Source organism: Streptococcus sp. V913 (assembly GCF_054353455.1).
Map to the genome: position 1 here is coordinate 250,849 of NZ_JBTHHX010000001.1, position 13,865 is coordinate 264,713.

Genomic DNA, 13,865 nt, shown 5'->3' on the forward strand with positions numbered 1-13,865 from the left:
ATTACCTAAGAACTGGGGTAGCTGGATTCGAACCAACGCATGAGGGAGTCAAAGTCCCTTGCCTTACCGCTTGGCTATACCCCATTGATAAATGGAGAGAGAGGGATTCGAACCCCCGAACCCGAAGGAGCGGATTTACAGTCCGCCGCGTTTAGCCTCTTCGCTATCTCTCCAATGTTTAACGAGAACTATTATATCATGAAAATTTCAATAAAACAAGTATTATTTTGTCAAATTATAGTTTTCAATCAAAATTTCCACAGCTTTTTCAAGTTTTTTATAAAAACTATCGACATTTCCATTCTTTATGATGGCAAATTGGCTATCTAATTCGGCAATTTCGCCAATGACCTTTTTCCCGATTGTCAAAACGTAGCCTTCATAATTGTCTTTTCCAACAGTCACTTTAGCATCTGTTAATTGAATTTCAATTTTCTTATCTTTTTTACTCATACTGTACCTCTTTTCACTTTTTCTATTGTACAAGAAAATACTCAAACTAGCAAGAAAAAACTCCATTTCAGTCCTTACAACTGCTATGGAGTTCTTCTTTACTTCGTGTCTTTTAGTCCACTTTGACAATCCATCCCTCTGGTGCTTCCACATCACCAAATTGGATACCAGTCAATTCATCGTAGAGTTTACGTGTAACAGGACCTACTTCCGTTTCACTATAGAAAACATGGAAATCATCGCCATGTTGAATCCCCCCAATTGGAGAAATAACTGCTGCTGTACCACAAGCTCCTGCCTCTACAAAACGATCCAAATTATCGATTGGGACATCGCCTTCAATCGGTGTCAAGCCCAAGCGGTGCTCTGCCAAGTAAAGCAAAGAGTACTTGGTAATAGATGGCAAGATGGATGGACTCAATGGCGTAACAAATTCATTGTCTGCCGTGATTCCAAAGAAGTTGGCTGATCCGACTTCTTCAATCTTTGTATGTGTAGATGGGTCTAGGTAGATAACATCTGAAAATTGGCGTGACTTGGCCATTTTACCTGGGAGGAGACTGGCAGCGTAGTTACCACCTACCTTGGCCGCACCCGTACCATTTGGAGCTGCCCGGTCGTATTCATCCTGAATCAAGAAGTTAGTTGGGACTAAGCCGCCTTTGAAGTAGTTGCCAACCGGCATAGCAAAGATGGTGAAAATATACTCTTCTGCTGGTTTTACCCCGATGATATCTCCGACACCAATCAAAAGTGGACGAAGATAAAGTGTTCCACCTGTTCCATATGGTGGTACGTATGCTTCATTTGCACGCACAACTGCTTTACAAGCTTCTACAAACATTTCTGTCGGAACTTGTGGCATCAAGAGACGGTCACAGGTACGTTGCAGACGCTTAGCATTTTCATCAGGACGGAAAAGTTGAATACTACCATCCTTCGTACGATAGGCCTTCAAACCTTCAAATGCTTGCTGTCCATAGTGAAGACTTGGAGAAGACTCTGAAATATGCAAGGTCGCATCCTCTGTCAATTCTCCTTGATTCCATTGACCATTTTTGTAGTGAGCGATATAACGGTAAGGTAGTTTCATATAAGCAAAGCCAAGATTTTCCCAATCAATTGCAACTGTCATGTGTTTCTCCTTTATACTATTCAAACTATGTGTTCTATTCTACACTTTTCTAGTGAAATTTCAAGTATTATTTGTAATTTTCTGAAAATTTTTTCAACATAAAAAAAATCAGCCCTCTGGACTGATTCTTTTTACGAATTTGTTTTGTCCTCTTTAAAGACTTCTTTGAGGTAAGCATCGAAAACTTCTTCATCTGAAATGGTATCTGAGATAAAGCTTCCATTGCTAGTACGTTCTGACAGGTTCAAGTCTTGCAAGCGACTCTCATAGATTGTTCCCTTATTAGATTGGACAAGCAGCGTTTGGTCGTTTTCTTCTACTTCTGTACTAAAGAGATCACCAACGAAGCCTTGTTCTGCAACTGCTCCTGCTAAAAAGACACGGTGCGGTTTGTTTTTCAACTCACGCAAGACTTGTAGACCTCGTTTGGCACGGCTGGTCGCTGGAATTTCCTCAATGGAAACGCGTTTCAAACTTCCACGTTGGGTCAAGAGGTAGAAGGATGAGGTGTTACAGATGAAGGCAGCCTGAAGTTCATCATCTGCTTTCAGGTTCATAGCCTTGACACCCGCAGCTTTGGCACCAACAACCGGAACCTCTTCGATATTGAAACGAAGGGCATAACCGTTTTGGCTAATCAAGAGTACATCATCCAGTTTAATTGGAGCCACCGCTATAATCTGGTCTGTCTCGTCTTTGAACTTAGCATACTTGACAGACTTAGACTTGTAGGTCCGCCATGGAGAGAATTCTTTGCGTTCTACACGCTTGATTTGACCGAGACGAGTAGCTGCAAAGTAGGTTGTCGCATCATCAAACTGATCCACGACTTCTACATAAAGGATTTCTTCGTTAGTTTCAAAGTTTGTAATGGTCTGGCTCAGATGCTCTCCGATATCTTTCCAGCGAATATCTGCCAATTCGTGGATTGGTCGATAGATGACATTCCCAAGAGTCGTGAACATCAAGAGATGCTGGGTTGTCTTGGCAGTTTGTACAAAGATCAGACGATCATCATCACGTTTGCCAATTTCTTCCAGAGTGGATGCTGCAAAGGAACGCGGGCTAGTACGCTTGATATAACCTGCCTTAGTCACGCTGACATAGGTATCTTCCTCGGCAATCAAACTAGCTGTATCAATCTCGATTACTTTTGCTGTATCTTCCAAAGTACTCAAACGTGGTGTCGCAAATTTCTTCTTGACCTCACGGAGTTCTTTCTTCATGAGATTGTACATAGTCCGTTCATCACCGATGATCGCCGCAAGCATGGCAATCTTCTCACGAAGTTCTGCTTCTTCTTCCTGCAAGACAACCACGTCTGTATTGGTCAATCGATAAAGTTGTAAAGTAACGATGGCCTCAGCCTGCTCTTCTGTAAAATCATAGCTGACCTTGAGGTTTTCCTTGGCGTCAGCCTTATTCTCAGAAGCACGAATAAGGGCAATGACTTCGTCCAAAATCGAAATCACGCGAATCAAACCTTCAACGATATGGAGACGTCTTTCAGCCTTTTCCTTGTCAAAACGGGAACGTGCCAAAATCACTTCACGACGGTGGGCGATGTAGCTAGACAAAATGGGGACAATCCCGACCTGACGAGGCGTGAAATTGTCAATCGCCACCATGTTGAAGTTGTAATTGATTTGTAGGTCGGTGTATTTGAAGAGATAGTTAAGAACGAGCTCTGTATTAGCATCTTTCTTGAGCTCAATAGCGATACGAAGACCGTCACGGTCAGACTCATCACGAATCTCAGCAATACCTGCCACCTTGTTATTGACACGGACATCATCAATTTTCTTGACTAGATTAGCCTTGTTGATTTCATAAGGAATCTCAGTAATAACGATTTGCTCCTTGCCACCTTTTAACTTTTCAATCTCAGTTTTAGAACGAACGACCACGCGCCCTTTCCCAGTTTCATAAGCCTTTTGGATCTCGTCACGCCCCTGGATGATAGCTCCTGTAGGGAAGTCTGGTCCAGGCAAGAATTCCATGAGTTTGTCCACCTTGGCTGTTGGGTGGTCAATCATGTAAACAGTCGCATCAATGACTTCAGCCAAATTATGCGGAGGAATATCTGTGGCATAACCAGCCGAAATACCAGTCGAACCATTGACCAAGAGGTTTGGAAATGCTGCTGGCAAAACCGTCGGCTCTTTCTCCGTATCGTCAAAGTTCCAAGCAAAGGGGACAGTCTTTTTCTCGATATCCTGAAGGAGATAGCCAGCAATCTCAGATAAACGAGCCTCAGTATAACGCATAGCCGCAGGCGGATCACCGTCCATAGAACCGTTATTACCGTGCATTTCAACGAGAATCTCACGATTTTTCCAGTCTTGTGACATACGAACCATGGCATTATAGATAGAAGAATCCCCATGTGGGTGGAAATTCCCCATGATGTTACCGACAGACTTGGCAGACTTACGATGGCTCTTGTCAAAGGTGTTGCCATCCTTATTCATAGAATAAAGAATACGGCGCTGAACCGGCTTCAATCCATCCCGAATGTCTGGCAAAGCCCGGTCTTGAATGATGTACTTGGAGTAGCGACCAAAGCGCTCTCCCATGATGTCCTCCAGGGACATGTTTTGAATGTTACTCATATAGGATACAGAGCCCGTAAAATACAAAGGAAATTTATCTTTTTCACACAGCATTTAGGGCGTGTTCAACTCCTTTCAAAGAATATAGAGTAGGTTTTGTAGAATAAAGGATATTTTACGGAAATTAGTACCGTGTTCAGTTACGATAAATAACCAAACGACCCTTTCTGTAGTTTAATCTTTTAAATTATATAATTTATTTAGTTAGTGATTTGAAAGTCTCTCCTCAGCATACTTAATCATCCTCTCTGCCACTTCCTTATCATAGTCAAGGCCCATCTTGTTAGCAAGGTATTGAGCTTCTTGGTGGAAATGTTTCATTGTTGCAAATAAAGACTGAGTGATTTTTTCTAAACTGGAGAAATCAAGCAGATTTAAGAATTCCTTCTCTTTCTCAGTAGGTAAATAGTTAAAGAGATATTTATAGTTCTTGCCAATATCGACAGTCCCCTTATCACTTGCTACCTGCCAGGCTAAGACCTTCAGGAGTTCTTGGTGACAAATCCCATAGAGATGGTCAGTAGCGTAGAGTAGTTGCTTGCGACAGATTCCTTTGACTACGTAGGCTGACACCCACCAAAATTCATTGCAGGCTTTTTCAAAATCTGTCTGACTAGCTGGACTTGTCCAGTAACGTTGAGGACTTGGTGAATAAGGGGCAAACAAACCCTTAGTGTCCTCTAGCACCGTGAAATCCGCTTCGCTTTCTACCCACTCCTTGATATACTCTTTAGGACATAGAGTCAAATCAATCCGATTGCCATCTTCAAAGAGCATGAGGTAGAGACGACGGTTGCCAAGGATATTATGCTGCTCAATCAAGCGTTTGCCAAACCGATCCAACCAAGAAAGGTCACTCGTCAGATTATCTAAGTCGTCCACGACATAAACAACATCATAGTCTTGAAACTCATCTTTTGGTGCTTTTGTATCCGTTCGTGAACCAGACATAGCGACAGCATTGACTTGTAAAGTTTCGGCAGTCTCTAAAATCAATCTCAGCATTTTCGCTTCACTTCTATGTTGTCCACACATATCTTTTATAGAGTTATTTTTCATAGCTGTCTTGCTCCTCTTGTTTTTGGATGTCTCGTATTCTTTTCTTCTCAAGTTCGCCTACTATCAATTGGATAGTCGAACCAATTCCCATAACGATTAAAACAAAATAAAACAATTTAATATCGTTTCTATGATATATTTTAAAACTTCTCCATAATACAAAAGTATTTACTAATGAAAGAAGGAAAAGCAAAATAGCATTGAATAGGAGTGTTATAGCAAACTTACTCTTAAAATACCTATAATGTTTTCCAATTCTATAGAGGGTATATAGTGAGAACACAATCATCAAAGGGGTGAAAGCAAGTGCATAAAATAAGATAAACCCTATTCCTGAGTATGGTTTACTTTCCATTGGTAGATCTAATAGACAGATAGCAATAGTGAGGATGTTCAATATAAACAAGGATACTGTGCGAGCACACTCTTTTCTACCTTTATTGGTCGTTAAATCATATATAATTCCAAAAATGGCTAGGAGAACAAGGAAAAAAGGCAACATTAATAACGTAATCAATACCGCACCTCCAGGATGATTGAAAGTAGTCAACTTGGAAATAGATTAGCAAGCTTTACCTGTATAATTTTTGATACCTGCAATGTAATGTATAATCCAACAATCCTGTCACAGTTTCTATAAAACTAAATCTTGCCTCGCTTATTAGTTGAAATAACCTAATATTTAGTTAAAACTAAAGATTAACCATTTGTCATTCTACTAATCTTTTTTAAATTCGAAGATTTGCCCATTAGTAGCAGAAAGTCCATCTAAATTAAATATTTCAAGATTAATTGTATCTTTATCTTTCTTTTCAACCTGATATCGAATTCCATTATCATCAACTAAGTTTACGACCGAATCTTTACGATCCTTTACTTCTAGATTCTCAGCTATTTTTCTTTCACCACTTAAAATAGTCCATTTCCCACTTTCTTCTTTAAATTCATACTTAGAATTTGTTTGATCACTAGTCCATGTACCTTTTAGCCATGCTTCCTTAGAGGAACAAGCAGATAAAATAACAGCCATAAAAGCAACTAATACAACTACATATATTTTTTTCATCATAACTCCTTTGTAATTTCAAAATTTATTAAAACACTGTCGCTTCTTCCAGCGTAAACTTGACATTATCTTCAATCCATTTACGGCGTGGTTCAACCTTATCTCCCATGAGGACATTGACGCGGCGTTCAGCGCGTGCCAAGTCTTCAATCGTGACACGGATGAGGGTACGCGTTTCTGGGTTCATGGTTGTTTCCCAGAGCTGGTCCGCATTCATCTCACCAAGTCCTTTATAGCGTTGGAGTGTGGCACCTTTGCCGAACTGTTTGCGGAGTTCTTCTAACTCGCCGTCCGTCCAAGCATAGGCCACTTCTTCTTTCTTTCCTTTCCCTTTGGACATCTTGTAAAGAGGCGGAAGGGCGATATAGACATGTCCTGCCTCGACTAGTGGACGCATGTAACGGTAGAAAAAGGTTAAGAGCAAGGTCTGAATATGGGCACCATCTGTATCCGCATCGGTCATGATAATAATCTTGTCATAGTTGGCATCCTCAATGGAAAAGTCTGCTCCCACACCCGCTCCGATGGTATAAATCATGGTATTGATTTCTTCATTTTTGAGAATATCCGCCATCTTAGCCTTGGCCGTATTGATAACCTTACCACGAAGGGGCAAGATAGCCTGGAACTTACGGTCACGACCTTGTTTGGCAGAACCACCGGCAGAATCTCCTTCGACTAGGTAGAGCTCGTTCTTTGCTGGATTTTTAGACTGGGCTGGGGTCAATTTTCCAGACAGCAAGCCTTTGTCTTTTTTATTTTTCTTGCCATTTCGGCTCTCATCACGCGCCTTACGGGCCGCTTCACGGGCATCACGAGCCTTGATAGCCTTTCTGATGAGATTTGAAGCTAGTTCTCCATTCTCCATTAGGAAGAAAGTCAACTTATCAGATACTATGCCATCCACAACAGGACGAGCCAGTGGACTCCCCAGTTTATCCTTGGTCTGACCTTCAAACTGGAGGTGTTCTTCCGGAACTAGAATAGAAAGAACGGCTGCTAGTCCCTCACGATAATCTGAACCTTCTAGGTTTTTATCTTTTTCCTTGAGAAGTCCCGTCTTACGCGCATAGTCGTTCATGACCTTTGTAATGGCAGACTTGAGTCCCGTCTCATGCGTCCCACCGTCCTTGGTACGAACGTTATTGACAAAGGATAGAATGTTATCTGAAAATCCATCATTGTACTGGAGGGCAACTTCCACTTGGAAACCATTATCTTCCCCTTCAAAGTACAGAACCGGCGTCAAGGTTTCCTTGTCTTCATTGAGGTAAGAAACAAAGTCCTGAACTCCATTTTCATAGTGAAATTCAATCGCTTCATCTGTTCGCTTATCTGTCAAAGACAGGGTCACATTTTTCAAGAGAAAGGCTGACTCATTGAGTCGTTCTGAAATGGTATTGTACTTAAAATCAGTCGTAGAAAAGATAGTCGCATCAGGCATGAAGGTAACCTTAGTACCTGTCTTAGATTTGGGTGCTGTACCAATTTTCTTCAAGGTTGTGACGGGTTTCCCGCCATTTTCAAAACGTTGCTTGTAGACTGCGCCATCACGAGTGATTTCTACTTCTAGCCAACTTGATAGGGCATTAACAACAGAAGACCCCACCCCGTGGAGACCTCCAGACGTCTTATAGCCTCCTTGACCGAATTTCCCTCCGGCGTGAAGAATGGTAAAGATAACCTCGACAGTTGGAATTCCCATGGCGTGCATACCAGTCGGCATCCCACGACCATGGTCTTCTACTGTTAAACTTCCGTCTTTATTGATAGTCACATCAATGCGATCACCGAAGCCAGACAAGGCCTCATCGACTGCATTGTCCACAATTTCCCAGACTAGGTGATGGAGACCTGCACCGTCGGTCGAACCGATATACATCCCCGGACGTTTACGGACCGCATCCAACCCTTCTAGCACCTGAATGGCGTCATCATTGTAGTTATTAATATTGATTTCCTTTTTTGACACAAGGAACCTCCTATTTGTTCATCTTTTCTATTTTACAGGTTTTCTAGCGATTTTGCAAAGCTTTTCCCATTCAGCCGTCACAATTTCACAGGATATTCTCTGACTTTCCACAGCATTTCATGGTATAATAGGTCTATGATGACATTTGTATTATTAATTCTAGCTTATTTGCTAGGTTCGATTCCGTCTGGTCTTTGGATTGGACAAATCTTCTTTCAAACAAATCTGCGTGAACATGGTTCTGGAAATACTGGAACGACCAATACTTTCCGTATTTTAGGTAAGAAAGCGGGTATGGCAACCTTTGTGATTGACTTTTTCAAAGGAACCTTGGCCACTCTCCTTCCAATCCTTTTCCACCTACAAGGTGTATCGCCTCTTGTCTTTGGACTTTTAGCTGTAATTGGACATACCTTTCCTATCTTTGCAGGATTTAAAGGGGGCAAGGCTGTCGCAACTAGCGCTGGAGTCGTTTTCGGATTTGCGCCTATCTTCTGTCTCTACCTAGCAGTCGTATTCTTTGGAACCCTCTATCTTAGTAGTATGATTTCCTTGTCTAGCGTTGTCGCTTCTATCGCAGCCGTCATCGGAGTTCTCCTATTTCCACTATTTGGTTTTATCCTAAACAGCTATGACCCTCTCTTCATTTTGATTATCCTAGCACTTGCTAGCTTGATTATCATTCGTCACAAGGATAATATCACACGTATCAAAAATAAAACTGAAAATCTTGTCCCTTGGGGACTAAACTTGACACATCAAAATCCTAAAAAATAAAACGCCAGTTTAAACTGGCGTTTTTTTGTATGCTTATTTTGATTTGATGTAGTTAATACCGTCTGCCTTTGGTGCGACTGCTTTTCCAAAGAAGGCTGCCAAGACAAGGATGGTCAAGACATAAGGGGCGATTTGAAGGTAAACCGCTGGTACTCCTTGTAGGAAAGGCAATTGAGAACCGATAACTGCCAAACTTTGTGAAAGTCCAAAGAAGAGACTAGAAAGCATAGCACCGATTGGGTTCCATTTACCAAAGATCATCGCAGCAAGAGCGATAAATCCAGGACCAACAATAGTTGTCACTGAGAAGTTAACTGAAATGGATTGAGCATAAATCGCTCCACCAATTCCCCCTAGGAAACCTGATATGATAACCCCAAGATACCGCATCTTGTAGACATTGATCCCCAAGGTATCTGCTGCCTGAGGGTGTTCACCGACAGAGCGAAGGCGAAGACCAAAGCGTGTCTTGAAGAGGATAAACCAAGCAAAGAATGAGAAGGTAATCGCGATATAACCTAGCAAACTTGTTGACTTGAAGAAGATATCTCCAATCACTGGGATATTAGCCAAAACTGGAAAATCAAAACGTCCAAAGGTCTGGCTTAAGTTATCCGTTTGTCCTTTATTATAAAGAACCTTAACCAAGAAAACTGCTAGGGCAGGAGCCATCAAGTTCAATACTGTACCACTGACAACATGGTCCGCACGGAAATGAACTGTAGCGACTGCATGAATGAGGGAGAAAATAGCTCCCACGACACCAGCAACTAACAAGGAAATCCAAGGAGTCGCTGCTCCAAGTTGTTCTGCAAACTCAAGGTTAAAGACAACCCCAGAAAAGGCTCCCATAACCATAATTCCTTCAAGACCGACGTTAACGACACCACCACGTTCAGAGAAGACTCCTCCAATACTCGTAAAAATAAGTGGTGCTGAGTAAATCAGCATAGAAGAGACCAAGAGGGTGAGTAATGTTGTAATAGACATCCTTACTTACCTCCTTTAACTTGTTTTTTTGGTTTGACAAAATGTTCGATAATATAGTGAACACTGACAAAGAAGATAATGGACGCTGTTACAATGCTGACAAGTTCAGACGGAACTTGCGCAGCGTTCATACCCGGCGCACCAACTTGTAGAACGCCAAATAAGAAGGCTGCAAAGAGAATCCCAATTGGTGAATTCCCAGCAAGCAAACTAACCGCCATCCCGTTAAATCCGATAGCTAATGATGAACCTTGAACGTAAACGTTTTGGAAGGTTCCAAGACCTTCGACCGCTCCACCAAGACCAGCTAATGCACCAGAGATGATCATTGATAGGATGATTGTACGTTTTGCTGAAATACCAGCGTACTCTGAGGCATGGGGATTGAGACCAACTGCACGAATTTCAAAACCGAGAGTCGTTTTCTTGAGCAAGAACCAAATCACACCAACAGCAATGATGGCAAAAAAGATTCCGATATTCATACGAGAATTGCCAGTTAACTCAGATAACCATGGTGTTTGATAAGTGGCATTGGCACTCACACGAATCGTTGAGTCTGTACTTTGCATAAAGTCTTTCGGGAAAGAATGAATAAAGGCATTCCCTACGTACAAAACAATATAGTTCATCATAATGGTTACGATAACCTCTGATGTACCTAAATAAGCTCTGAGAATACCTGGAATAGCACCTACAATCCCACCTGCAATCAAAGCAATTACTACGGTCGCTAAAATCAACATTGGGCGTGGCATGTCCGGATGCGACAAAGCAAACCAACCACTAAGAATCCAACCCGCTAGTGCCTGACCAGGAAGTCCAACGTTAAAGAAACCTGCACGACTAGCAACTGCAAACCCCAGACCAATCAAGATAAGAGGACCCATGGCACGGAAAATTTCACCAATCCCACGGAGACTACCAAAAGCTGTATAGAACAACTCCTCATAACCCCAGATAGCATCGTAGCCGAAAATCCACATGACAATGGCTCCGAGCAAGATTCCTAAGAATACGGAAATCAAGGGAACCGAAATTTGTTGTAACTTTTTAGACATCATCCTTCTCCTTTCCCAAGTTTCCACCTGCCATCAAGATACCAAGTTCTTGTTTGTTAGTCGTTTCTGGCGACACAATACCTTGAATCTTCCCATCATGAATAACAGCAATTCGGTCTGAAACATTTAAAATCTCATCCAATTCAAAGCTGACAACAAGCACAGCTTTTCCGTTATCACGTTCTTCAATCAAGCGTTTGTGGATATATTCAATGGCACCGACATCCAAACCACGAGTTGGTTGGCTGACGATAAGGAGATCAGGATCACGATCAATCTCACGAGCGATAATCGCTTTTTGTTGATTTCCCCCTGAAAGAGCTGCTGCTGGGACAAATTCGCTCGCCGCACGGACGTCAAATTCTTCCATTAATTTTTTGGCATGTGAAGTGATATTCGCATAGTTTAAGATACCATTCTTGCTAAGTGGTTCTTTGTAGTAGGTTTGAAGAGCGATATTTTCTGAAATCATCATATCCAAAATCAAACCATCACGGTGGCGGTCTTCAGGAACATGCCCTACACTGAGTTCCGTAATTTGTCGAGGGTGCATCCCTACGATTGATTTGCCTTTTAATTCAATACTACCAGACTCAACCTTACGAAGACCCGTGATGGCTTGAATGAGTTCAGATTGGCCATTGCCATCAATACCTGCAATACCGACAATTTCACCAGCACGAACATCCAAAGAAAGATTCTTCACAGCTGGTATACCTCGGTTTTCATTAACAACCAAGTCTTTGATAGACAAGACTACTTCTTTTGGTTGTGGTGCCTGTTTCTCCGTTTTGAAGGAGACAGAACGTCCCACCATCATCTCTGCCAAGTCCGCATTGGTTGCCCCTGCAATCTCCACCGTCTGGATTGATTTCCCACGACGAATAACCGTCACTCGATTGGATACCGCACGAATTTCATCCAGTTTATGGGTAATCAAAATAATGGATTTTCCTTCTTTAACAAGGTTTTTCATGATAGCCATCAACTCATCAATCTCTGAAGGAGTCAATACTGCCGTAGGTTCGTCAAAGATGAGGATATCAGCACCACGGTAAAGTGTCTTCAAGATTTCTACACGTTGTTGAGCACCAACGGAAATATCTGCCACCTTGGCAGCAGGATCCACTGCCAAACCATAACGTTCAGAAAGAGCCTTGATTTCTTTAGTAGCTTCAGCTATATCTAGCACACCATTTTTAGTGATTTCACTCCCCAAAATGATATTTTCAGCTACTGTAAAAGCCTCAACCAACATAAAATGTTGGTGAACCATCCCAATTCCAAGACTAGCGGCTTTAGAAGGTGAATCTAGTTTGACAACTTGACCATTCACGGCAATTTCACCACTAGTTGGCTCGAGAAGTCCTGCCAGCATATTCATCAGAGTGGATTTACCCGCTCCATTTTCTCCTAAAAGTGCATGGATTTCACCTTTTCGCAGTTGCAAGTTGATCTTGTCGTTCGCTACAAATTCACCAAACACCTTGGTAATATCCCGCATCTCAATGACATTTTCGTGTGCCATATGCTTTTCCTTTCCGAGGTTTATTTTGTTTCAATAAAACCTGCTAATCGTGTTAACAAGTTCTATTGAGACAAAAAATTGCCTCAATTCTTAAAGAAGCGACCGATGGTCGCTTCCTAAGAAATGACTTTTATCCATTATTTTTCAGGAACTTTTACGCTTCCGTCAAGGATTTTAGCTTTTGCGTCTTCAACAGCTTTTTTACCTTCTTCTGAAAGGTTTGTTACTGCCAAGTCAACCCCTTTATCCTTCAATGAGTAGACAATAACTTGTCCGCCAGGGAATTCACCTTTTTCTGTTTTGTTGGCAATATCTTTTACAGTTGTACCAACTTGTTTCAATGTAGATACAAGAACAAAGTTTGATTCTTTACCATCTTTAGAAGTGTATTTACCTTCTGCTGCTTGGTCACGGTCTACACCAATAACCCAAACTTTTTCGTCTTCATTTTTACTTTCGTTCAAAGATTTTGCTTCAGCAAAGACACCAGCACCTGTACCACCAGCTGCTTGGTAGACAACGTCTGCACCTGCAGCGTATTGAGCAGCTGCAATTGTTTTACCTTTGGCAGCATCACCAAATGAACCAGCATAGTCAACTTGTACTTTGATAGATGGGTCTACTGACTCAACACCAGCCTTAAATCCAGCAGCGAAACGTGAAATAACTTCAGATTCGATACCACCTACAAAACCAACTTGTTTTGTTTTAGTTGTTTTAGCTGCTGCAACACCAGCAAGGTAAGCTGCTTCGTTATCAGCAAATGTTACGCTCGCAACATTCTTTTGATCTTTGATCACATCATCAATCAAGACATAGTTTAAGTCAGAGTGGTCTTTTGCTGCCTCTTCAACTGCATTGTGAAGTGCAAAACCAACACCGAAGATCAGGTTGTAACTTCCAGCCGCTTGTTGCAAGTTGTTAGCATAGTCTGCTTCGCTTGTTGATTGGAAGTAAGTATAACCTTTATCTTTAGAAAGATTGTGTTCTTTACCCCAGTCTTGCAAACCTTCCCAAGCTGATTGGTTAAATGATTTATCATCAACACCACCAGTATCTGTTACGATCGCTGCTTTGGTCTTCATTTCTGATGAAGATGAAGCTGCGTTACGAGAAGAGCGGTTACCACATGCAGCAAGTCCAACTGCTGCCACTGCAACTAGACCAAGGCCTAGCCATTGTTTCTTGTTCATTACTGAACCTCCTAAATAA

Annotated in this window: 12 protein-coding genes and 2 tRNA genes; 1 reads left to right on the forward strand and 13 read right to left on the reverse strand. The window is 41.8% G+C overall.

Annotation, left to right across the window (positions count from 1 at the left end; all coding sequences use genetic code 11):
• Positions 1-12 precede the first annotated feature (12 nt).
• The 9 genes from ACXYSL_RS01235 to parE form a co-directional block, all read right to left on the reverse strand.
• Positions 13-84: transfer RNA gene (locus tag ACXYSL_RS01235), tRNA-Gln, on the reverse strand.
• Between the two features lie 8 nt (positions 85-92).
• Positions 93-173, reverse strand: a tRNA-Tyr gene (locus tag ACXYSL_RS01240).
• A gap of 49 nt (positions 174-222) precedes the next feature.
• Complete coding sequence (locus ACXYSL_RS01245) at positions 223-453, reverse strand: DUF2969 domain-containing protein (RefSeq protein WP_000037103.1); 231 nt, start codon at positions 451-453, stop codon at positions 223-225.
• A 112-nt stretch (positions 454-565) separates the two neighbouring features.
• On the reverse strand, positions 566-1,603 hold the full coding sequence (locus ACXYSL_RS01250; protein WP_458624006.1) for a branched-chain amino acid aminotransferase: 1,038 nt from the start codon (positions 1,601-1,603) through the stop codon (positions 566-568).
• Positions 1,604-1,719: 116 nt separating this feature from the next.
• A complete protein-coding gene (gene parC, locus ACXYSL_RS01255) occupies positions 1,720-4,200 on the reverse strand; it encodes a DNA topoisomerase IV subunit A (protein ID WP_458623744.1) in 2,481 nt (826 codons plus the stop codon).
• Positions 4,201-4,404: 204 nt separating this feature from the next.
• On the reverse strand, positions 4,405-5,259 hold the full coding sequence (locus tag ACXYSL_RS01260; protein WP_458623745.1) for an aminoglycoside 6-adenylyltransferase: 855 nt from the start codon (positions 5,257-5,259) through the stop codon (positions 4,405-4,407).
• Positions 5,249-5,761 (reverse strand): hypothetical protein, encoded by a 513-nt coding sequence (locus ACXYSL_RS01265; protein WP_021164707.1) that lies wholly within the window; start codon positions 5,759-5,761, stop codon positions 5,249-5,251. The genes ACXYSL_RS01260 and ACXYSL_RS01265 overlap by 11 nt, the downstream gene beginning before the upstream one ends.
• A gap of 216 nt (positions 5,762-5,977) precedes the next feature.
• Positions 5,978-6,325: a hypothetical protein gene (locus ACXYSL_RS01270; RefSeq protein ID WP_458623746.1), complete on the reverse strand. Its 348-nt coding sequence runs from the start codon at positions 6,323-6,325 to the stop codon at positions 5,978-5,980.
• A 28-nt stretch (positions 6,326-6,353) separates the two neighbouring features.
• Entirely contained in the window at positions 6,354-8,297 is a 1,944-nt protein-coding gene (gene parE / locus ACXYSL_RS01275; protein ID WP_458623747.1) for a DNA topoisomerase IV subunit B, read from the reverse strand.
• A 135-nt stretch (positions 8,298-8,432) separates the two neighbouring features.
• Here parE and plsY point away from each other — a divergent pair, with 135 nt between their 5' ends.
• A complete protein-coding gene (plsY, locus tag ACXYSL_RS01280; RefSeq protein ID WP_458623748.1) occupies positions 8,433-9,074 on the forward strand; it encodes a glycerol-3-phosphate 1-O-acyltransferase PlsY in 642 nt (213 codons plus the stop codon).
• A 33-nt stretch (positions 9,075-9,107) separates the two neighbouring features.
• On the opposite strand, the gene ACXYSL_RS01285 is transcribed toward plsY, so the two are convergent.
• The 4 genes from ACXYSL_RS01285 to ACXYSL_RS01300 form a co-directional block, all read right to left on the reverse strand.
• Entirely contained in the window at positions 9,108-10,064 is a 957-nt protein-coding gene (locus ACXYSL_RS01285; RefSeq protein WP_025169599.1) for an ABC transporter permease, read from the reverse strand.
• 2 nt (positions 10,065-10,066) lie between these two features.
• On the reverse strand, positions 10,067-11,125 hold the full coding sequence (locus ACXYSL_RS01290; protein WP_000038645.1) for an ABC transporter permease: 1,059 nt from the start codon (positions 11,123-11,125) through the stop codon (positions 10,067-10,069).
• Positions 11,118-12,653, reverse strand: coding sequence for an ABC transporter ATP-binding protein (locus tag ACXYSL_RS01295; protein ID WP_268704141.1), 1,536 nt, complete (start codon positions 12,651-12,653; stop codon positions 11,118-11,120). The genes ACXYSL_RS01290 and ACXYSL_RS01295 overlap by 8 nt, the downstream gene beginning before the upstream one ends.
• A gap of 137 nt (positions 12,654-12,790) precedes the next feature.
• On the reverse strand, positions 12,791-13,846 hold the full coding sequence (locus tag ACXYSL_RS01300) for a BMP family lipoprotein (protein WP_001036153.1): 1,056 nt from the start codon (positions 13,844-13,846) through the stop codon (positions 12,791-12,793).
• Between the last annotated feature and the right edge of the window lie 19 nt (positions 13,847-13,865).

Bases quoted from the DNA above. Each gene is read 5' to 3' on its own strand.
- ACXYSL_RS01270 (WP_458623746.1), bottom strand. From the start codon at position 6,325: ATGAAAAAAATATATGTAGTTGTATTAGTTGCTTTTATGGCTGTTATT.
- ACXYSL_RS01300 (WP_001036153.1), bottom strand. From the start codon at position 13,846: ATGAACAAGAAACAATGGCTAGGCCTTGGTCTAGTTGCAGTGGCAGCA.
- ACXYSL_RS01290 (WP_000038645.1), bottom strand. From the start codon at position 11,125: ATGTCTAAAAAGTTACAACAAATTTCGGTTCCCTTGATTTCCGTATTC.
- ACXYSL_RS01260 (WP_458623745.1), bottom strand. From the start codon at position 5,259: ATGAAAAATAACTCTATAAAAGATATGTGTGGACAACATAGAAGTGAA.
- ACXYSL_RS01265 (WP_021164707.1), bottom strand. From the start codon at position 5,761: ATGTTGCCTTTTTTCCTTGTTCTCCTAGCCATTTTTGGAATTATATAT.
- ACXYSL_RS01295 (WP_268704141.1), bottom strand. From the start codon at position 12,653: ATGGCACACGAAAATGTCATTGAGATGCGGGATATTACCAAGGTGTTT.
- plsY (WP_458623748.1), top strand. From the start codon at position 8,433: ATGATGACATTTGTATTATTAATTCTAGCTTATTTGCTAGGTTCGATT.
- parC (WP_458623744.1), bottom strand. From the start codon at position 4,200: ATGAGTAACATTCAAAACATGTCCCTGGAGGACATCATGGGAGAGCGC.
- ACXYSL_RS01285 (WP_025169599.1), bottom strand. From the start codon at position 10,064: ATGTCTATTACAACATTACTCACCCTCTTGGTCTCTTCTATGCTGATT.
- ACXYSL_RS01245 (WP_000037103.1), bottom strand. From the start codon at position 453: ATGAGTAAAAAAGATAAGAAAATTGAAATTCAATTAACAGATGCTAAA.